Origin of the sequence: Streptococcus oralis subsp. oralis, from assembly GCF_002096445.1 — a bacterium.
Lineage (GTDB): Bacteria > Bacillota > Bacilli > Lactobacillales > Streptococcaceae > Streptococcus > Streptococcus oralis_N.
In genome coordinates, this window is record NZ_NCUK01000010.1 from 1 (window position 1) to 20,035 (window position 20,035).

17 protein-coding genes are annotated in these 20,035 nt (G+C 43.7%); 4 read left to right on the forward strand and 13 right to left on the reverse strand.

Translation table 11 applies throughout. The features are described 5' to 3' along the window. Window positions 1–151: 151 nt before the first annotated feature. The 6 genes from B7721_RS00395 to B7721_RS00420 form a co-directional block, all read right to left on the reverse strand. Window positions 152–586 carry a cytidine deaminase family protein gene (locus B7721_RS00395; protein ID WP_084876971.1) on the reverse strand — a complete coding sequence of 145 codons (435 nt, stop codon included), beginning with the start codon at window positions 584–586 and terminating at the stop codon, window positions 152–154. A 12-nt stretch (window positions 587–598) separates the two neighbouring features. Then, complete coding sequence (gene gltX, locus B7721_RS00400) at window positions 599–2,059, reverse strand: glutamate--tRNA ligase (protein ID WP_084876973.1); 1,461 nt, start codon at window positions 2,057–2,059, stop codon at window positions 599–601. Window positions 2,060–2,186: 127 nt separating this feature from the next. Beyond that, entirely contained in the window at window positions 2,187–3,536 is a 1,350-nt protein-coding gene (locus B7721_RS00405) for a glucose-6-phosphate isomerase (protein WP_000018244.1), read from the reverse strand. A 168-nt stretch (window positions 3,537–3,704) separates the two neighbouring features. After that, window positions 3,705–4,394, reverse strand: coding sequence for a gamma-glutamyl-gamma-aminobutyrate hydrolase family protein (locus B7721_RS00410; RefSeq protein WP_084876975.1), 690 nt, complete (start codon window positions 4,392–4,394; stop codon window positions 3,705–3,707). A gap of 139 nt (window positions 4,395–4,533) precedes the next feature. After that, window positions 4,534–6,300 (reverse strand): ABC transporter ATP-binding protein, encoded by a 1,767-nt coding sequence (locus B7721_RS00415; protein WP_084876976.1) that lies wholly within the window; start codon window positions 6,298–6,300, stop codon window positions 4,534–4,536. A 1-nt stretch (window position 6,301) separates the two neighbouring features. Then, window positions 6,302–8,008 (reverse strand): ABC transporter ATP-binding protein, encoded by a 1,707-nt coding sequence (locus tag B7721_RS00420; RefSeq protein WP_084876978.1) that lies wholly within the window; start codon window positions 8,006–8,008, stop codon window positions 6,302–6,304. Between the two features lie 206 nt (window positions 8,009–8,214). On the opposite strand from B7721_RS00420, the gene B7721_RS00425 reads away from it, so the two are divergent. Both B7721_RS00425 and galU read left to right on the forward strand, forming a co-directional pair. Then, a complete protein-coding gene (locus B7721_RS00425; protein WP_084876980.1) occupies window positions 8,215–9,231 on the forward strand; it encodes an NAD(P)H-dependent glycerol-3-phosphate dehydrogenase in 1,017 nt (338 codons plus the stop codon). Between the two features lie 21 nt (window positions 9,232–9,252). After that, entirely contained in the window at window positions 9,253–10,152 is a 900-nt protein-coding gene (gene galU, locus B7721_RS00430; RefSeq protein ID WP_084876982.1) for a UTP--glucose-1-phosphate uridylyltransferase GalU, read from the forward strand. Between the two features lie 140 nt (window positions 10,153–10,292). Here the strand turns inward: galU and B7721_RS00435 are convergent, their stop codons facing one another. From B7721_RS00435 to pbp1b, 7 genes are all read right to left on the reverse strand, one after another. Beyond that, entirely contained in the window at window positions 10,293–10,820 is a 528-nt protein-coding gene (locus tag B7721_RS00435) for an AAA family ATPase (protein WP_061409848.1), read from the reverse strand. A 186-nt stretch (window positions 10,821–11,006) separates the two neighbouring features. Continuing rightward, complete coding sequence (locus B7721_RS00440; protein ID WP_084876983.1) at window positions 11,007–11,687, reverse strand: rhomboid family intramembrane serine protease; 681 nt, start codon at window positions 11,685–11,687, stop codon at window positions 11,007–11,009. Then, window positions 11,671–12,210: a 5-formyltetrahydrofolate cyclo-ligase gene (locus tag B7721_RS00445; protein WP_084876985.1), complete on the reverse strand. Its 540-nt coding sequence runs from the start codon at window positions 12,208–12,210 to the stop codon at window positions 11,671–11,673. Before B7721_RS00445 ends, B7721_RS00440 begins: the two co-directional genes overlap by 17 nt. 11 nt (window positions 12,211–12,221) lie before the next feature. Then, window positions 12,222–13,352: an N-acetyldiaminopimelate deacetylase gene (locus B7721_RS00450; protein ID WP_084876986.1), complete on the reverse strand. Its 1,131-nt coding sequence runs from the start codon at window positions 13,350–13,352 to the stop codon at window positions 12,222–12,224. Between the two features lie 69 nt (window positions 13,353–13,421). Continuing rightward, complete coding sequence (gene dapD / locus B7721_RS00455; protein WP_084876988.1) at window positions 13,422–14,120, reverse strand: 2,3,4,5-tetrahydropyridine-2,6-dicarboxylate N-acetyltransferase; 699 nt, start codon at window positions 14,118–14,120, stop codon at window positions 13,422–13,424. Window positions 14,121–14,204: 84 nt separating this feature from the next. Then, entirely contained in the window at window positions 14,205–15,116 is a 912-nt protein-coding gene (locus B7721_RS00460; protein ID WP_061587501.1) for a DMT family transporter, read from the reverse strand. A 77-nt stretch (window positions 15,117–15,193) separates the two neighbouring features. Further along, complete coding sequence (gene pbp1b, locus B7721_RS00465; protein WP_084876990.1) at window positions 15,194–17,701, reverse strand: penicillin-binding protein PBP1B; 2,508 nt, start codon at window positions 17,699–17,701, stop codon at window positions 15,194–15,196. Window positions 17,702–17,841: 140 nt separating this feature from the next. Between pbp1b and tyrS the strand changes: the two genes are divergently transcribed. Both tyrS and B7721_RS00475 read left to right on the forward strand, forming a co-directional pair. Beyond that, entirely contained in the window at window positions 17,842–19,098 is a 1,257-nt protein-coding gene (gene tyrS, locus B7721_RS00470; protein WP_000546907.1) for a tyrosine--tRNA ligase, read from the forward strand. A 54-nt stretch (window positions 19,099–19,152) separates the two neighbouring features. Then, window positions 19,153–20,001: a putative RNA methyltransferase gene (locus B7721_RS00475; protein ID WP_084876992.1), complete on the forward strand. Its 849-nt coding sequence runs from the start codon at window positions 19,153–19,155 to the stop codon at window positions 19,999–20,001. The last annotated feature ends 34 nt before the right edge of the window (window positions 20,002–20,035 follow it).

Below are 20,035 nucleotides of genomic sequence, written 5' to 3' on the forward strand. Positions count from 1 at the left end.
TGAAAAGGCGGTGTCTTAACCCCTTGACCAACGGACCTGAGCTTTTCAACTCTTTCTATTATACCTACTTTTTTACCTTTGTCAAGGACTTTTTTCCTCTTTACCGAAATCCTGAAAAGATAAGGGAAAAAGCCAGTTAAACTGACTCCCTTTATTTATCTTGCCAATTAGTTGCACGTTCCTCTCCCCACCAGTAAGGGAGCAATTCGGCAACCTTAATTGTTTTTCTTGTTTCGTAGTCCATCATGAACTCTGCTTCTTTATTTTCAGTATTCAATTCTAAGAGAAATTCTCTGCAAGCGCCACAGGGCATACCTGATCCTTCGCCGTAGGGAGGTTTATCTCGAAAGGCGAGGATTTTCTTAACTTTAGTTTGTCCTGAAAATTGATACATATTGAAGAGAGCCGCTCGTTCTGCACAGAGATGAAAAACGCCACAAGTGCCCTCCATACAAAATCCTGTGAAGATCTGACCATCTTCTGCTTCTACCGCAGCAACAACATGATTAGCATAAACAAAGTCAGAAACTTCATGGGGATTGAATAAGGTTCGTGCTTCTTCATACATTTTTTCCCATGTACCCATCGGAAGTCCTTTTTATTTAGAAATCTCTTTCAGCATGTTTTCAATATGCTGGATTGACTTTTCACGTCCGAGTAAGAAAATGGTGTCTGGTAATTCTGGTCCATGCATTTCACCTGAAACGGCAATACGAATCGGCATGAATAGGTTTTTCCCTTTGATACCTGTTTCTTTTTGAACTGCTTTGATTTGTGGGAAGATGTTTTCTGTCACAAATTCTTCATCTGTCATTGCTTCTAGTTTCGCTTTGAAGGCTTCTAGAACAACAGGAACGGTTTCTCCTGCCATGACCTCGCGCTCAGCGTCTGTCAACTCTGGGAAATCTGAGAAGAAAAGATCTGTCAATGGAACAATCTCGTCTACTGATTTCATTTGTGGTTTGTAGAGTTCTACCATTTTTTCAGATTTGTCAGTCAAACGCCCTGCTTCTTCTAGATAAGGTTTAGCCATTTCAAAGATGGTGGCAAGTTCTGCTCTCTTGATGTAGTCGTTGCTCATCCAGTCTAGTTTCTTCTGGTCAAAGGCTGCTGGAGACTTGCTGAGGCGGTTTTCGTCAAAGAGTTTAATCAATTCCTCACGAGAGAAAATTTCATCTTCGCCACCTGGATTCCAACCAAGAAGGGCAATAAAGTTAAAGACAGCTTCTGGCAAATAGCCTTTTTTACGGTAGTCTTCGATAAACTGAAGGGTGTTAGTGTCCCGTTTAGACAATTTTTTACCCGTTTCAGAGTTGATGATCAAAGTCATGTGACCGAACTCTGGAGCTTCCCAACCAAGAGCCTCATAAACCATAAGCTGTTTGGGTGTGTTGGCAATGTGGTCATCTCCGCGAATAACATGGGAAATTTGCATGTCATGATCATCGATGACAACGGCAAAGTTGTAAGTTGGGTAGCCATCTTTCTTCTGAATCACCCAGTCACCGCCGATGTTGCCACCTTCAAACTCGATATCACCTTTGACCATATCATGCCATTTGTAGATACCAGATTCATTAACAGCCAAACGAACAGTTGGGATGATACCGGCTGCTTCACGTTCTGCAATGTAAGCCGCCTTTTCTTCTTCGCTCATGCCAAGATATTCATTGATGTAGCGTGGTGTTTCGCCAGCTTCTTCTTGGCGTTCGCGCTCTGCTGCCAACTCTTCTTCTGTAACGTACGATTTGTAGGCTTTTCCTTCAGCTAGCAATTGGTCGATGTATCTTTGATAGAGTTCCAAACGCTCTGATTGGCGGTAGTTTTCATGAGTTTCTGGACTTTCATCCCAGTCAATTCCCAACCAGCGAAGATTTTCAAGCTGTGAACGTTCTCCATCCTCAACATGGCGTTTACGGTCAGTATCTTCGATACGGATGATAAAAGTTCCACCATGATGGCGTGCGTAAAGGTAGTTGAATAATGCTGTACGGGCATTTCCGATGTGTAGTAGTCCTGTTGGACTTGGTGCGTAGCGTACGCGGATATCTTTTGACATAGTTTCTCCTATAAAGTCTCTAGGCGTCTGCCTTTTTGCTTTCTATATTATATCACAAGTCTCGCCTGAGTCCAATGTCTACGAATAAAGAGAGTAAAAAGAGTGGGCAAGCCACTCTTTTCTTCTATTATAGACGTGCGTTAAGCTCTTTGCTCAATTCTTCAAATCCTGGTTTTCCAAGAAGGGCAAACATGTTACGTTTGTAGGCTTCAACACCTGGTTGGTCAAATGGGTTGATAGCATTCAAGTAACCTGAAAGGGCAATTGCCAATTCGAAGAAGTAGATAGTGTAACCAAGAGTGAAGGCATCTTGCTCTGGAAGGGTGACGTACATGTTTGGTACATCACCGTCAGTGTGGGCAAGAAGAACACCGTCAGTTGCTTTTTTGTTTACAAAGTCAACGTCTTTTCCTTGAAGGTAACCAAGTCCGTCAAGGTCTTCTTCCAAAGTAGGAATGATCACGTTCTTACGTGGTTTGTCCACACGGACAACTGTTTCAAACATGATACGAGTTCCTTCTTGGATAAATTGACCAAGTGAGTGCAAGTCAGTTGAGAAGTTAGCTGAAGTTGGGTAGATTCCTTTTTGGTCTTTCCCTTCTGACTCACCAGCCAATTGTTTCCACCATTCTGAGAAGTATTGAAGTGATGGTTCGTAGTTTACCAAGATTTCAGTAGCGTAGCCTTTACGGTAAAGGATGTTACGAACTGCTGCGTATTGGTATGCTTCGTTTTCAGCAATCTTGTCTGAAGTGTAGTCTTTACGAGCTGCGTTCGCACCTTCCATAAGGGCTTTGATGTCTGCACCTGATGCTGCGATTGGAAGCAATCCAACTGCTGTCAATACTGAGAAGCGTCCACCGATGTCATCTGGAACTACAAATGTTTCCCAACCATTCGCATCTGCTTCAACCTTAACAGCACCTTTTTGGCGGTCAGTTGTAGCGTAGATACGTTTGTTGGCTTCTTCTTGTCCGTATTTCTTAACCAAGAGTTCTTTGAAGACACGGAAAGCAATCGCTGGTTCTGTTGTTGTACCTGATTTAGAAATCACGTTTACTGAGAAGTCTTTGTCAGCTACGTACTCTACCAAGTCAGCAAGGTAAGTAGATGAGATTGAATTTCCAGCGTAAAGGATTTGTGGAGCTTTGCGCTCTTCTTTTGTTTGCAAGTTAGCAAAGTGGTGGTTCAAGAAGTCAATGGCTGCTTTCGCTCCAAGGTAAGATCCACCGATACCGATCACAACCAAAACATCGCTGTCTGATTTGATTTGCTCAGCAGCTTTCAAGATGCGGTCGAATTCTTCGCGGTCGTAGTTTTCAGGAAGGTCCAACCAACCCAAAAAGTCACTACCAGCACCAGTTCCTTTACGAATCAATTCGTCTGCAGCTGTTACTTGTGCTTGCATGTATTCCACTTCATGTGGGGCAACAAATTTGTCTAAAACTTTTGAATAATCAAATTTAATATGTGACATGATAATCCTCCAAAATTTCTTCTTTTCTATCATAACGCTTACCTTCGATTTTTTCAAGCTTTTTTATTGAATTTGCCCAATTTTTATCAGAATTCAAACGTTTGCGTAAAAACGCTAAAATACAAAAAATCTGAAAGGACGAATAAAAACGGCTAGAGACTCTAACCGTTACAATTCACTTAATAAATACTCAAATAATTCTAAATTGCCGTCTTCTTCATTGACCAGGAACTCTGGGTGCCACTGTAAACCGATAATGCGATGCTCGTCGATAGACTCAATCGCTTCAATGGTCTGGTCTCTTGGATCAATAGCAGTCACACGGAAATTAGGCGCCAGGTCTTTGATACTTTGACGATGAACTGAGTTAACCTGACTTTCTTTGCCAAATAACTTAGCCACCACGCTTCCTTCTACTGTCTCAATAGAATGAGATGTTCCAAAAGGCAAGCCTTGCCAGTGACCTTCAATTTCTTGGTGGAGAGTGCCGCCAAAAGCAACATTGACCAGCTGAACTCCACGACAGATTGCCATAATTGGTTTATTCTGACGAAGCGCTTCTTTCAAGAGGGCTAGTTCAAACTCATCGCGTACAAGGTTGTAATCATCGCTCTCAATGGTCTTTTTCTCTCCATAAAACTGAGGATGGACATTTTGCCCACCTGTCAAGATGAGTTTGTCAATCATTTCCACATAATCGCGCACAATGGACTCATCTCCTACAGGAATCACTAAAGGGAGACCACCGACTTGACGAATGCTCTCTGCAAATTTACAAGATACAGATGAGTGAATGTTTTTCCCTTCTGCATCTACAGGACATAGGTTTGCAGCAACTCCTACAACCGTTCTAGCCATGATGTGTCTCCTTTCGATTTTCTTGCGACAGTCTTATCTTATCACTCCAACCCTTTCCTGTCTAATATGTTTTTTTAAAGACCGTGATAAGTATTTTTTATGGACAAGAAAAAGCTGCCCAACGAGGACAACTTCTTTTTTATTCGAAGACAAATTGATTGTGATACAGTTCCGAGTAGAAACCGCCGAGTTTGAGCAACTCGTGATGATTTCCACGTTCAATAACCTCTCCTTCTTTGAGGACAATAATCTGATCGGCATTGAGGATGGTCTTGAGACGATGGGCAATAACAAAACTGGTTCGTCCTGTTACAACTGCCTCCATAGCATGCTGGATTTTGCTTTCTGTTACGGTATCGACATTGGAAGTCGCTTCATCCAAGATTAGGACTTGGGGATCTGTCATCAAGGTTCGAGCGATGGAAATCAATTGTTTCTGCCCAGTCGAGAAGATATTTTGCTCATCATCAATAAGGGTATCATACTTATCAGGCAAGCTTTCGATATAGTCATGAATATGAGTTGCCTTGGCAGCTGCTTCGACCATTTCCTGACTGGCATCTGGCACACCAAAGCGGATATTGTCTCGGATTGTTCCGCTAAACAAGACCGAATCCTGCAAGACAATACCGACCTTACTCCGCAGGCTGTCCAAGTCGTAGTCACGGATGTCTTTGCCATCAAAGCAAATGCTGCCTGCATCCACATCGTAGAAACGATTGATGAGGTTCATGATGGTCGTTTTCCCTGAGCCAGTCGGACCGACAACTGCTATCATCTGCCCCTTAGGAGCTGAAATGCTGACATCTTTTAAAATCGGCTTGTCTGGCACATAAGAGAAATCAATGTGACTGATTTCAACACCTTCTCGCAATTCCGTAAAGGCAGGTGCATTTTGCGGACGAATCTCTTCTTCTGCATCAAACATTTCTTGGATACGATCCGCTCCAGTAAAGGCCAATTGGAGGCTCCCCCAACTCGCAGCCACCTGGATAATCGGCTGGTAGTACTGCTGAGAAAATTGGGTAAACATGACAATCAAGCCTAGGGCTGTCGTTATTTCGATACTTGGATCGTTCAGCAAGACCGCAGAACCTGCAAAAATAACGATGGCCGTATTGACCAAGCTCATCCCATTCATAACTGGAAAGAGGATGCCTGAGAACATTCTCCCTTTAAAGGTTGCCTTACGCACGCGCTCATTTTGCTCCACAAAGCCTGCTACGATATCATCTTGAATTCCTTGTACGATAACAGCTTTCTGTCCAGAAATACTCTCATCCATGTAGGCGTTGAGTTTCCCAACCTCTTTTTGCTGGAGATTGGTGTACTTGCGAGCCATCTTCACGATGAAAACCAACATGAGAAAGGCCACTGGGGTGCTGGCTACTGTTATCAGGGCTAGCGTCACATTTCTTGAAAACATGACAAAAATCAAACCGATGTAAAGAGCAATATTGCTCATGACCTGAACTAGGCTTTCATTGAAGGCTTGAAGGATGTTATCCAAGTCACTCGTGAAGCGAGAAAGGATGTCCCCATCCTGATGGCGGTCAAAGAAAGAAACGGTCAAACGGGAAAGTTTGCCAAAGAGGCCCTTACGCATCTCATTTGTCGACTCAGCAATCACACGAGTCATCAAGGTCATGTAAATCAAACTGGATACCACTAGGGCGAGGACAACCAGAGCTAGATTCAGCATCAGAGCTGATAAACTCTGCCAGGCTAGTTCAGAAGTTCCATTTTGATAAGCCAGCACTAGGTTAGCGAGCTCCGTCACTGCTTGACCTGAAAAAACTGGAAAGAGGGCTTGGGCAATCGTCGCAACTGCAACCATCAGAATCACAATGACAAAGGAGAACTTGTAAACTTTAAAATAATTCCAGAAAAATCGAACGGTTTTCATTTTATTCCTCCTTTCCCTTTTGTGTTTCGTAGATTTCGCGGTAGACGGCATTGTTAGCTACCAAGTCTGTATGCCGTCCTTCTCCAATCAAACGCCCTTGATCCAAGACCAAAATCTTGTCCGCATGGACGACTGAACTGATCTTTTGAGCGATGATAATGGTTGTCGTCCCTTTCAGGTCTTTGTTCAAAGCTTCCTGTACGAGTCTTTCTGACTTGGCATCTAGGGCTGAAGTCGAATCGTCAAAAATCAGGATACGGGGATTGCTAACAATCCCACGAGCAATGGACATCCGTTGCTTTTGTCCACCAGAAAAGTTGGTGCCTCGTTCTTCGACCTGACTCTCAAATTTGTTTTCCATGCGTCCGATAAATTCACTGGCTTGGGCAATCCGTGCTGCACGTTCCATTTCTGACACGCTGGCATTGCCTTTTCCTTGACGAAGATTATCTGCAATGGTTCCGCTAAAGAGAATAGCACGTTGCAAGACGATGGAAACTGTTTTACGCAAGGTTCCCTCGCTGACGTCTCGAATATCCTTGCCTCCAATCTTGATAGATCCCTCCTGCGGATCAAAAAGTCGTGGAATTAACTGAGCTAGAGTGGACTTCCCTGCTCCAGTCGCCCCAACCACACCGACCATCTGACCAGGCGCAATATCAAAAGTTACATTCTTCAGCATAGGTTCATCGTCATTGGGATAGGTAAAGGTCACATTTTCAAAAGAGAGACTTCCTTCTAACTCTTCATCTGGGAGATCTTTAAAGGTCATCGCTGGCTCGGTATCTAGAATCTCGCGGATACGACGCAAGGAAATCATGGCACGGCTGACAGAATTTCCTAAAAATCCAACCATGATGATGGTAAAGATAATCTGGCTGAGATAGTTGATAAAGGAAGCAATAGAGCCCACAACAGATGGATCTGACTGAGCCATGCCTGCCACCAACCAAATAGAGAGGAAGACCGCTCCATAGCCGACTAGCATCATAACGGGTTCTATAACTGAGAAGGCATAACCGATATAAAGATTTTGGCCGAGAAGCTCATCTGAGACTTCGGTAAATTTGTCAAATTGTGCTTTTTCCTGCACAAAGGATTTAACCACGCGCACACCACGTAGATTTTCCTTAGCGATAGCATTGATCCGTTCAAGAAGGGTTTGAAACTTAGCAAATCGTGGCCCCATCATCCCCATCATGATGGCTGTTAGTGCAAAGATGAGGAGCACCATGAGGACAATCACCCACCAAAGTGACGGAAGAGTGTGAACCGCCAAGATAAAGGAACCAATAAAGAGAAGAGGGAGACGGAAGAGGATTTGAAAAGCCATCATCACCACGTTCTGAATTTGGTTGATATCATTGGTCATTCGGACGACAAGGTTACCCGCATTAAACTGCTCGATATTAGCATAAGAAAAGGTCTGGATCTTGCGAAAGGCGTCTTCCCGAAGATCCGAAGACACTCCTTGAGCAATGTAGGCTGCAAGTGTCACATTGACCCCACCCGCAACCAGACCGACTAGGGCTACTCCTATCAGCCAAGCGCCAATACTATAAATAGCCTCATTTTGTCCAGCCAACAAAGCCTCTAACACCTCTTGCAAATAGCGCGGTTGCAAGAGCGAACTCGCAACCATCAAGCCTGTCATCATTAAGGATGCCAAGGCTTGCCATTTATAGGTTTTTATTTTTTTAATGAGCATATTTCCTCCTAATAAAATAGATAAAGGGAGCGACATCCTGCGTCAGCTCCTTCTCATTCGTTCATATTGATGCTATTCTAGCAAAAAAGAGGCATCTTGTCAAAGAAGTCTCCTTGTTATAAATTAGTGCGCTTTCATCTACAGGTGATGCATGAAAAGGCTTTTTATGGTAAAATGGAAGGAAGAACTCTTACAAGGAGGAGAAGATGAAGAAACAAACCATCGCTGTCTTGGGTCCTGGTTCTTGGGGAACTGCCCTTTCGCAGGTCCTAAACGACAATGGACACGAAGTTCGAATTTGGGGAAATATTTCTGACCAAATCGATGAAATCAATAACCAGCATACAAACAAACGCTATTTCAAAGATATCCTACTCGACGAAAAAATCAAAGCCTATCATGACTTGGAAGAAACACTAAAGGGTGTAGATGCTGTTTTATTTGTAGTCCCAACAAAAGTAACGAGACTGGTTGCCCAACAAGTAGCAAAGGTGCTCGATCACAAGGTTGTCATCATGCATGCCTCCAAAGGCTTGGAACCAGATAGCCACAAACGCCTCTCAACCATTCTTGAAGAGGAAATTCCAGCTGACCTCCGTAGTGAAGTCGTTGTTGTTTCAGGACCTAGCCATGCTGAGGAAACGATTGTTCGGGATATTACCTTGATCACTGCAGCCTCCAAAGATCTTGAAACTGCCCAGTACGTCCAAAATCTCTTTAGCAATCACTACTTCCGTCTCTATACTAATACGGATGTTATCGGAGTTGAAACCGCTGGTGCTCTCAAAAACATCATCGCAGTTGGCGCTGGAGCACTACATGGTCTAGGATTTGGCGACAATGCCAAGGCGGCTATCATTGCCCGTGGCTTGGCTGAAATCACCCGTCTAGGGGTCGCTCTTGGAGCCAATCCTCTGACTTATAGCGGGCTTTCTGGAGTTGGGGATTTGATCGTAACGGGGACATCTGTCCACTCTCGTAACTGGAGGGCCGGTGATGCTCTCGGTCGTGGAGAATCCCTCGCAGACATCGAAGCTAATATGGGCATGGTCATCGAAGGAATCTCAACAACTCGAGCAGCTTACGAGCTGGCTCAGGAATTAGGTGTCTACATGCCAATCACACAAGCTATTTACCGAGTCATCTACGAAGGTGTCAATATCAAAGAAGCAATCACTGACATCATGAACAATGAATTTAAAGCAGAAAACGAATGGTCGTAGACCCTTATAGAAAGGAACATTATGAAACAACAAGTCAGAAAAGCAGTCATCCCTGCCGCTGGATTGGGAACCCGTTTCCTCCCAGCAACTAAGGCCTTGGCCAAGGAAATGTTGCCAATCGTAGACAAGCCAACTATCCAGTTTATCGTTGAAGAAGCCCTCAAGTCTGGTATCGAAGATATCTTGGTTGTTACGGGTAAGTCAAAACGTTCCATCGAGGACCACTTCGACTCAAACTTCGAATTGGAATATAACCTTAAAGAAAAAGGGAAAACAGATCTTTTGAAGCTGGTTGATGAGACAACCGGCATGCGTCTGCATTTTATCCGTCAAACACATCCACGTGGTCTCGGCGATGCTGTTTTACAAGCCAAGGCTTTCGTCGGAAATGAACCTTTTGTCGTTATGCTTGGTGATGATTTGATGGATATCACAGACGAAAAGGCTGTTCCACTTACCAAACAACTCATGGATGACTACGAGCGTACTCACGCATCTACTATCGCTGTTATGCCTGTCCCTCACGACGAAGTATCTGCCTATGGGGTTATTGCTCCGCAAGGAGAAGGGAAAGACGGTCTTTACAGCGTTGAAACCTTCGTTGAAAAACCTGCGCCAGAGGATGCTCCTAGCGACCTTGCTATCATCGGACGCTACCTCCTCACACCTGAAATTTTCCAAATCCTCGAAAACCAAGCTCCAGGTGCAGGAAATGAAATTCAGCTGACAGATGCAATCGACACCCTCAATAAAACACAACGTGTATTTGCTCGTGAGTTCAAAGGGGCTCGTTACGATGTCGGAGACAAGTTCGGCTTTATGAAAACATCCATCGACTACGCTCTCAAACACCCACAAGTTAAAGACGACTTGAAAGACTACCTCATCCAACTCGGAAAAGAGCTGGCTGGGGGGGAATAATCCATCTTGCATATGTAAAAAAAGTATCTCTAGAATTTGTTCTCTAGAGATGCTTTTACTTTACAAAAATTGCATGCGGTTTAAAATTGCTGAAGTGTCTCTGTCAATCTTCCATCTCAATCTTGGTACTTTGCCACTGACTACAGAATTTCAAACACAAATCTGCTTGACGTTTTGATGATTCGAGCCGTTTCTCTAGCATCTAACTGATCTGTAAACAGCAAGTGATTTTTTTTGATATTATTAGCTAGGAACTCATTTCTTGACTGGATTGATAAATCGCCTGTTCTCTCAATTTCTTTCCTTAAGGAATCTCGTTTTTTCAAGGTTTCTTCTTCAGCCAGCAGGACACAGTATTTTAAACTGATTTGTTTTTCTTTTAAGAAAGTTGCAATTTTCTTTAGTTGCTCTTCAAAAATGACATATTCTATCACAACGGTAATGCCTCGGTCAATGAAATTATTGATTAGACTGATGATATTATCCCAAAATAAATCCATATAATAACCATCATCTTCCCAAGGAGCCACGAGTCCTCCTTTAATCATTAAATAAATCATGTCGCCTTCAATTACTGCACTCTTCTTAAAAGAATAAGCCAACTCCTTACTGACTGTGCTTTTCCCAACACCAGGAGGACCTGAAATGATGTAAACGCAATTTTCCATTTGACTACCTCGTCCATTCTTTTATCATTGACTATTATAGCATTTTTTAGTCTATTAAAGATAAGACAAATTCATCAAATCGTAAGATACAAAAAACTCGCTATCCTTCCAATTTTGCAACCAAAAAGCCATCTTTGCAGATGACTTATTAGCAACCGAATCGGTGCTCGCATTTAACTATCCCCCCTACACATAGTTCATTCCCTTATAGCAAAGGAAAATGGCTAGTACGATAAAAAGTAGGGTTGCTCCGATTCGCTGGCTAGTACTGTACATCCTTCTCTCCCATTTAACTGGAAAAATAACTGCTAGAAAAGCACCTCCTACTGCCCCACCGATATGGCCTGCTAGGCTGATTCCTGGAATCAGAACACTTCCAATGATATTTATCACGAAAAGTGTCAGATAGGATTGCCCCAACTGCTGAATATAGGGGTTGCGAGTTGCGTAACGCAGGACGATAATCGCAGCAAATAACCCGTAGAGAGAAGTGGATGCTCCAGCTGCGACAACTTTCGGTGTAAATGCAAACACAAAGAGATTCCCCATCATTCCTGATAAGAGATAGAGAAGGAAGAACTGCTTAGAACCGAAAATCTCCTCAACCTGTCGTCCAAGAAAGTAGAGCGAAATCATATTGACAATGAAATGCTCCCATCCGATATGCACAAATATAGCCGAAAAAAGGCGCCAAATCTGCTCAGGGAACAGGCGAATGATCGGTCCATACATGGCTCCAAACTGAAGCAAGGTATCTGCTCGTTCAAAATTTAAACCTGTAAGAACCAACATCAAGAGAAATACCAATGCTGTCACTAGGAGGAAGAAACTAGTCACAGGATAACGTTTATCAAAGATTTCCTTCATAGATTAGCACCTCCTGGACGGGAATATCATGGTTTTCCGAGTTAAACTCCTGAACTTGACAAGGATAGATTGTACTCATGGTATGCCCAGCAAAATGTTCCAGATAGCGGTCGTAGTATCCTCCACCATATCCGATTCGATAGCCTTCTGCCGTAAAAGCTAGCCCTGGAACATGAATCAAATCAATCTGAGACGGTTCCACCACTTCCAAGTCTCCTTGCGGTTCCAGTAAACCAAAGGAAGTTTTTACCAACTGCTGCGGATCGTAGACCACAAAGTCCATGCGCCCCTTGGGATAGGTTTTGGGTATCAGAACCTTTTTGTCGTCCTTCAGCGCCTGCTCAATCAGTTCTTGCGTTTGAAATTCATGAGGAAAGGAGAGATAAGTTGCGATGGTCTTGGCTTTTTGGTAAAAAGGGTGTTGTAAGAAACGCTCAGTTAAAGCTCGATCCATAGCCTGTTTTTGCTCCTGAGATAAAGCCTTCATTTCGTGTAAGACTTGTTTACGTAGTTCTGCTTTCATAGATAATTCCTCTACTCTGCCACCTTCTTTTTCAGGAAACTAGAAACCGCATCTACCCCAATGGCTAAGGCTTCTTCTTTGGGACTCATCTGAGGGTGATGAAGGGCGTAGGGACTATCGATACCTAGCCAGAACATAACGCCATCTACCTTCGAAAGGAGATAACCAAAGTCCTCACCAGTCATAGCTGGCTCAATATCAATCAACTCGATTCCGTCTTTTTCTCCAAAGAAGTCCATCAGTTCACGCGCCAAGGCTGGATTGTTCTCAACAGGTAGGTAGCCCCCTTGTTTGAGTTCGATTTCGACTTCCATATCAAAGGCTGCTGCAACTCCCTCCGCTACTGCCCTAACCCTCTTTTGCACCAAGAGACTCATGTCCTGGGTCAAGGCTCGAATGGTGCCATGTAAAAAGGCTGTATCTGTGATGACATTATTCGCAACACCAGCTTGGAAAACACCAAAGGTCACCACCGCTCCCTCGATTGGATTGACATTGCGGCTGACAACTGACTGTACTTGGGTTACAAAGTAACTAGCAGCCACCAAGGCGTCATTGGCTTCATGCGGAAAAGCTGCGTGTCCTCCTTTTCCTTTGAAACGAATCTTCACCTCACAGGTCCCTGCAAAGAGCGTGTGTGTATTGGTCGCAATCTGGCCGACTTTCAAATCCGGACGAACATGGAGTCCATAAAACTGGTCTGGTAGCCAGTCCCCAAAAGCGCCGTCCTCATACATGAGCATGCCACCAGCTTCATTTTCTTCAGCAGGTTGAAATAGGAAGAGCAAATTATTCTTTGGTTGCTCCTCAAGAGCACGCTCGAGACAGCCCAAGGCAATGGTCATATGAAAATCATGGCCACAGGCATGCATGCGACCTTGGTGTTGAGAAGCAAAAGGTAGACCTGTTTGTTCGACGATAGGCAGGCCATCAATGTCTGTTCGCCAACCAATAGTTCGCTCCGGCTGACTTCCCTGCAGGTAGACCAAAATTCCTGTCCGCCAAGTTCGAATTTGAACAAAATCCTTGCCCGTAGTCAATTTTTCAATCACATCCAGCAAATAAGCCTGAGTCTTGAACTCTTCCAAGCCAATCTCTGGAATCTGGTGTAAATCTCGTCTAGTCTGAATCAAATCTAACATCTATCGATCCTCCTTTTGATAGAAGAAAGAGGCTGGAAAAAGGGTTCCGCCTCTTTTTTACTTTTACAATTACAAGGTACGAAGCGCATCCTCAAGCGCTGTTTTTTGTTGGGTTTGGCTGTCGATTTCTTTGATAATACGAGCCGGAACGCCTGCTACCACTACATTTTCTGGGACATCTTGAGTCACAATAGCTCCTGCAGCGACAACTGAACCACTACCGATTTGGACACCTTCGATAACCACTGCATTGGCTCCGATGAGAACATTGTCTCCGACACGGACTGGATCGGCACTAGCTGGCTCAATCACACCTGCCAAAACTGCACCTGCACCAACGTGGCTGTTCTTCCCAACGATGGCACGACCACCAAGGATAGCACCCATATCAATCATGGTTCCTGCACCGATTTCTGCTCCGATATTGATAACCGCTCCCATCATGATAACAGCATTGTCACCAATTTCCACCTGGTCACGGATAATCGCACCTGGCTCAATACGAGCATTGATAGCACGTTTATCTAACAAAGGAACTGCAGAATTACGAGCATCTTGCTCGACAACATAATCTTGATTTTCTACCAAACCTTCGAGAAGCGGAGCGACGTCCTTCCAGTCTCCGAATAAAACATTTCCTAGTTTGACAACAGAGCTAGGCACAGCAGATGCGAGTTGCCCCTCAAAGGTTACTTTGACACTGGTTTTCTTTTCAGCATTGGCGATAAATTGGATAATTTCTTGAGCGTTCATTTTTGTAGCAGTCATAGGTGCCTCCTGGTTCGTTATAATGATACCTATTCTACCAAAAAAGGCCTCAAATTTGAAGCCTCAACTATCAAATAATCATCTTTACCTGGCTTGTTTTGCTTCTTCTACAGATAAGAAAATCATCGGAACGATAATCAACACCATAGCTAAGGCCAAAAAACCATCCATGACCAATCCCAGAAAAAGAACACTTAATAAAGCTGAAGAGAGCGGTTCACTAGCACTCACCACCGACACAACCAGCGGGGAAACGAGTGACACAGCCTTCATAGATAGGAAGAAGGCAAAAGCAGTACCAAACACGGCAATCGTCAGACAAATCAGCACACTTACCAGATCCACTTGAAAACTTATCCGATAAATAGGGTAGAGGAAATTACTAAAGAGACCTGCCAGAATCATACCCCAGCCAACAGTCGGAACGAAACCGTAGCGCCGTGCAAAGCGTTGGGGAAGGATAACATTAAACATGACCCCTACTGCACTGAGCAAACCTGTCACTAGAGCCAAAGGTGTCATGGATAACTGGGACAAATCCCCTTTTGTAGCCATCAAAAAAACACCGAGCATGGCAATCAAAACATAGAACACAGCTGTAATAGAAGCCTTCTTCTGGTAAATAATTCGATTATAAAACAGGATAAAAACTGGGCTGATAAATTGCAAAATGGTCGCCGTCGTCGCATTGGAATACTCAACGCAGAGATAAAAGAAAAATTGCACAGAAAAAATACCTAGAATAGCATAGGCTAAAAAAGGTAGATAATTTTTCTTATCACGCCAGATGTCCAACAAGCGGCTACGCAACTGAAAAGCAGATAGGCCTAAAACCAAACTCCCTGCCACTAGTAAACGCATAGAAGTAATCCAGCCAGAAGATACTGGATAATGAGTGAAAAAATACTCTCCTAAAATCCCACAAATCCCCCAGATTAAGCCTGAGAGTAGCGAGTATACTGTTCCCTTAACAATCTTTTTCTGATAATGATTCATATTATTATTGTAACACGAAACCAACAAAGAAAAAAGTAGCAACAAGGAGAAATTACTAACCTTGCTACTACTCTTTCTTAACGATTAAATAGACGTGAACGTCCTGAAGAACCACTTTGAGTATTTCCACTCGAACTTGAACTTCCAGAGCTACTGCTTGAACTTGAGCTTGGAGGAGTCACTGCTGGAATGCTTCCTAGAATATTTTTCCATGCGTTCAGATAATCTGCATCGCTTCCTCCAATAGCAAAGCGATAGGTGGTCACTGGGGCACCTTCTTTAGTAGCCCAGTAGCTCGTTACTGTTGAGCCAGAAACTTCTATTTCTTTTCCATTGATGGAAACCTTGCCCGGTTTTTGTCCTGTAGAACGAAGAACTTGTGACTTGGTCACACTTGGATCCAGATTAAAGCGCTCATTCCCCCATATTCCAGGTTCAGCTTGTTGGATAGCATTGACCAAGTGGGCCATATAGTTGGCATTACGATAGTGGCCTGCTCCTTTAGCTAGTGGTCGGTTGTCGTCGTGACCTAACCAGCCACCCAAAGTCAAGCGAGGTGTAGAAAGCATGAGCCACATATTTTCATCTTCATTGGTCGTACCAGTTTTTCCGATCCAGTCAGCACGAGCTAGGGATGGATTGATAGTCGTCAAGTCCGTCTGGAAACTCGAGGTAATCCGAGACGAGATAACATCTCGAAGGAGACTTTGCATAATGGTTGCTGTCGCTTTTGAATAAACTTGGACAGGCTCATCCTTGTGCTCGTATACCAATCGGCCATCCGTTGACTCGATCTTAGCGATCATATATTTCTTATGGTAAACTCCATTGTTGGCCAGAGTTTGATACCCGTTGGTATGCTGGGCAACTGTAACGTCAATCCCCCCACCCATCGGTAAACTTTCAATCCCATATTCTGGGATTTCGTAACCCATTTTTTCCATATAGCCTTTGACATCAACACCCTTCTCTCGAAGCGTACGATACGTCCAGTAGGCTGGGATATTCCATGAGTAGTTAAGAGCTTCTCCCAATGTCATCATACCTGTACCAGGACTATTGACATACATGATGGGATTCCCGTTTGAGAAGTTGGTAGGATAGTTTGATAAGATACTTGCACTCCCCATCAAACCTTGGTCAATAGCGATACCATAGGCCAATATAGGTTTCGTGGTTGAAGCTGGAGAACGCTTGGTATCGATAGCGTGATTATTCTGATTTTCTTGATAATTACGACCACCAACAAATCCAAGGATAGCTCCCGTTTGGTTGTCCATGAGGACATTCCCCACCTCAGGCTGGCCTGTCGAATCATCTAGCAGATAGCCGTAGGTCGCAACCGCATTTTGCATCGCAGCATGAACATTTTTATTGATAGTTGTCGTAATCTTATATCCACCATTTTCAATTTCCTTAGCGGCTAAATCACGATAGGATTTCTGAATGGACTCATTCTTTAATTCTTGCGCAGAGACATTATCTCGTTGGACGAGGTAGTCGTACATGCGGTCCGTAGCTTCTGCCAAGGTTGCATAGTAGAGATAGTCACGCGAAGTACCACTAACACTACCTGATGGTAGGAAGTCTTTCTTAAAGTCATAATCTTTGTACTTATCGTAGTCTTCCTGACTTAGAGCCCCTGTTCGGTACATATTGTAGAGGACATCCTTGGCACGCTTAATTCCCAAAGCCATGTCCTCATCACTCTTCATGCTACCATCAGATTCATAAGGAGAATAACTGATTGGACTCTGTGGCAATCCTGCGATAAAGGCTGCTTGAGGGACCGTTAAATCCGAAGCATTGACCCCAAAGATTCCTTCTGCAGCCTGCTGGGCACCTGCAATATTTTGACCTTTATGATTGCGACCAAAAGGAGCAATGTTAAGGTAGGTTGTCAAGATCTCATCCTTACCCATAGCCCGTTCTAAAGCTAGAGCATCAATAATCTCTTTAGCCTTACGAGCTAGAGTTGGAGCATCCCCCACAACTTGCTGCTTGATGACCTGCTGGGTCAAGGTCGAACCACCACTAGACGAGCCTAGACCGACAAAGGTTCCCAAAGTCGCACGAATAACGGCCTTAGGCACAACTCCCTTGTGCTCATTGAAATGCTCGTCCTCTGTCGCAACAATGGCTTTCTTAAGGTTGTCTGAGATAGCATCTGAAGCGACTGAAGTGCGCAACAAATCGCCCTCAATCGAGGCAATGGTACTGCCGTCAGAATAAGTGATTTCTGAGATGGAGGCAATATCCTTCACTTGCTTGACCAACTCTTCTGCTTGAGGGACTTGAGCCTTGTCAAATAGAGCGACTCCATAACCCATAGCCACACCAGCGCCAAACAGTCCACCGATAAAACCTAAGATAAAGAGAGTGTTAAAGACTATTTTAAACCCACTCAAAACCTTAGCAAAAATAGACCCTGCCCTTCTAACTTTATCAGAAGAGGTCCCCTTTTTACTGGTTTTCTTATTAGCTAGTTTTTCTGCTAGTCTTTTCTTCCATTTTGCAATTCGTTGCATTAGCTGCTGGAAAAAATGCAGCATTTTTGTTTTTAATTCATTAATTCTTTCTTTCATGAATGTCCTCGCTTTCTCTATTATACCATAAAAGGGAAACTTTCAATAAAATAGCCACTTTCTTCCCTATTCCACTAGGCTATTAATCAAGTTTGTGATACAATAGGTAGAAACAATATTTTATAAAGGAGAAAAGACACATGCACATTTTTGATGAGCTAAAAGAGCGTGGTTTGATTTTTCAAACGACTGATGAAGAAGCTTTGCGTAAAGCCCTAGAAGAAGGTCAAGTTTCTTATTATACTGGCTACGATCCAACTGCTGACAGCCTTCACCTCGGTCACCTTGTCGCAATCTTGACCAGTCGTCGTTTGCAACTAGCAGGTCACAAACCTTATGCGCTCGTTGGCGGTGCTACAGGTCTCATCGGAGATCCGTCCTTCAAAGATGCTGAGCGTAGTCTCCAAACAAAAGACACAGTAGAGGGCTGGGTCAAGTCTATCCAAGGACAACTTTCTCGTTTTCTTGACTTTGAAAATGGTGAAAATAAAGCTGTCATGGTCAACAACTACGACTGGTTTGGCAGCATCAGCTTCATTGACTTCCTCCGTGACGTCGGAAAATACTTCACTGTCAACTACATGATGAGTAAGGAGTCTGTGAAAAAACGGATCGAGACAGGGATTTCTTACACTGAGTTTGCCTACCAAATCATGCAAGGGTATGACTTCTACGTCCTTAACCAAGAGCACAACGTCACACTACAAATCGGTGGTTCTGACCAATGGGGAAATATGACAGCTGGTACCGAATTGCTTCGTCGCAAGGCTGACAAGACTGGTCATGTTATCACTGTTCCACTCATTACAGACGCAACTGGTAAGAAATTTGGTAAATCTGAAGGAAACGCTGTTTGGCTCAACCCTGAAAAGACTTCTCCATACGAAATGTACCAATTCTGGATGAATGTTATGGATGCCGACGCTGTTCGCTTCTTGAAAATCTTTACTTTCTTGTCACTTGATGAGATTGAAGACATCCGCAAACAGTTTGAGGCTGCGCCACACGAACGCTTGGCTCAAAAAGTCTTGGCTCGTGAAGTCGTGACTCTTGTTCACGGCGAAGAAGCCTACAAGGAAGCCCTCAATATCACAGAGCAACTCTTTGCAGGAAACATCAAAAACCTTTCTGTCAAAGAACTCAAACAAGGACTTCGTGGAGTGCCAAACTACCAAGTACAAGCAGACGAAAACCACAATATCGTAGAACTCCTTGTGTCATCTGGTGTTGTTAACTCAAAACGCCAAGCCCGTGAAGATGTTCAAAATGGAGCTATCTACGTCAACGGCGACCGCATTCAAGACCTTGACTATGTCTTGAGTGATGCAGATAAGTTAGAAAACGAACTAACTGTTATCCGCCGCGGGAAGAAAAAATACTTCGTTCTTACATACTAAAAAAGTAGACTGGAGGCATTTGCCATCCAGTCCTTTTTTTGCTAGACTAAAACTATGAATACAAACCTCAAACCAAAACTCCAACGCTTTGCTACTGCTAGCTCCTTTGCCTGCCCTATCTGCCAAGAAAATCTGACCTTGGTAGAAACCAGTCTCAAGTGTAACAATCGCCATTCTTTTGACTTGGCAAAATTCGGCTATGTCAATCTGGCTCCTCAAATCAAGCAATCTGCCAACTACGACAAGGAAAACTTTCAAAACCGCCAAGAAATCCTAGAAGCTGGGTTTTATCAGGATATTTTAGAAGGTATCTCGGGCATACTAGCCACTAAACCATCCGCAAAAACAGTCTTGGATATCGGCTGTGGCGAAGGATTTTATTCTCGTAAACTCCAAGAAAATCATCCTGACAAGACCTTCTATGCCTTTGATATTTCCAAAGATTCCGTTCAAATCGCTGCCAAGTGCGAACCCAACTGGGCGGTCAACTGGTTTGTTGGTGACCTGGCTCGTCTTCCTATAAAAGACGCTAGCATGGATATCCTGCTTGATATCTTTTCGCCTGCCAACTATGGGGAATTTCGTCGCGTTCTATCCAAAGATGGTATCTTGATCAAGGTCATCCCAACTGAAAATCACCTCAAAGAAATCCGTCAAATGGTGCAGGACCAGCTGACAAAGAAGGACTATTCTAATCAAGATATCAAAGAACATTTCCAGGAACACTTCAGCATCCAATCTAGCCAAATAGCTTCCCTAACAAAGCATATCACAGCAGAGCAACGCCAATCCCTGCTCAGTATGACTCCGCTACTCTTTAACATTGACCAGACCAAGATTGACTGGAATCAGTTGACTGAGATTACCATCGAAGCAGAGATCCTTGTGGGGAAAGTAGGGTAAATCAATCTTTCAGATAAGACAAAACCCGCACCTT

Coding starts and splice junctions, on each gene's coding strand:
- gltX (WP_084876973.1), bottom strand. CDS start 2,059: ATGTCAAAAGATATCCGCGTACGCTACGCACCAAGTCCAACAGGACTA.
- B7721_RS00405 (WP_000018244.1), bottom strand. CDS start 3,536: ATGTCACATATTAAATTTGATTATTCAAAAGTTTTAGACAAATTTGTT.
- B7721_RS00460 (WP_061587501.1), bottom strand. CDS start 15,116: ATGAATCATTATCAGAAAAAGATTGTTAAGGGAACAGTATACTCGCTA.
- B7721_RS00445 (WP_084876985.1), bottom strand. CDS start 12,210: ATGAAAGCAGAACTACGTAAACAAGTCTTACACGAAATGAAGGCTTTA.
- B7721_RS00440 (WP_084876983.1), bottom strand. CDS start 11,687: ATGAAGGAAATCTTTGATAAACGTTATCCTGTGACTAGTTTCTTCCTC.
- B7721_RS00450 (WP_084876986.1), bottom strand. CDS start 13,352: ATGTTAGATTTGATTCAGACTAGACGAGATTTACACCAGATTCCAGAG.
- B7721_RS00420 (WP_084876978.1), bottom strand. CDS start 8,008: ATGCTCATTAAAAAAATAAAAACCTATAAATGGCAAGCCTTGGCATCC.
- B7721_RS00435 (WP_061409848.1), bottom strand. CDS start 10,820: ATGGAAAATTGCGTTTACATCATTTCAGGTCCTCCTGGTGTTGGGAAA.
- pbp1b (WP_084876990.1), bottom strand. CDS start 17,701: ATGAAAGAAAGAATTAATGAATTAAAAACAAAAATGCTGCATTTTTTC.
- B7721_RS00395 (WP_084876971.1), bottom strand. CDS start 586: ATGGGTACATGGGAAAAAATGTATGAAGAAGCACGAACCTTATTCAAT.
- B7721_RS00410 (WP_084876975.1), bottom strand. CDS start 4,394: ATGGCTAGAACGGTTGTAGGAGTTGCTGCAAACCTATGTCCTGTAGAT.
- B7721_RS00475 (WP_084876992.1), top strand. CDS start 19,153: ATGAATACAAACCTCAAACCAAAACTCCAACGCTTTGCTACTGCTAGC.
- B7721_RS00425 (WP_084876980.1), top strand. CDS start 8,215: ATGAAGAAACAAACCATCGCTGTCTTGGGTCCTGGTTCTTGGGGAACT.
- tyrS (WP_000546907.1), top strand. CDS start 17,842: ATGCACATTTTTGATGAGCTAAAAGAGCGTGGTTTGATTTTTCAAACG.
- galU (WP_084876982.1), top strand. CDS start 9,253: ATGAAACAACAAGTCAGAAAAGCAGTCATCCCTGCCGCTGGATTGGGA.
- B7721_RS00415 (WP_084876976.1), bottom strand. CDS start 6,300: ATGAAAACCGTTCGATTTTTCTGGAATTATTTTAAAGTTTACAAGTTC.
- dapD (WP_084876988.1), bottom strand. CDS start 14,120: ATGACTGCTACAAAAATGAACGCTCAAGAAATTATCCAATTTATCGCC.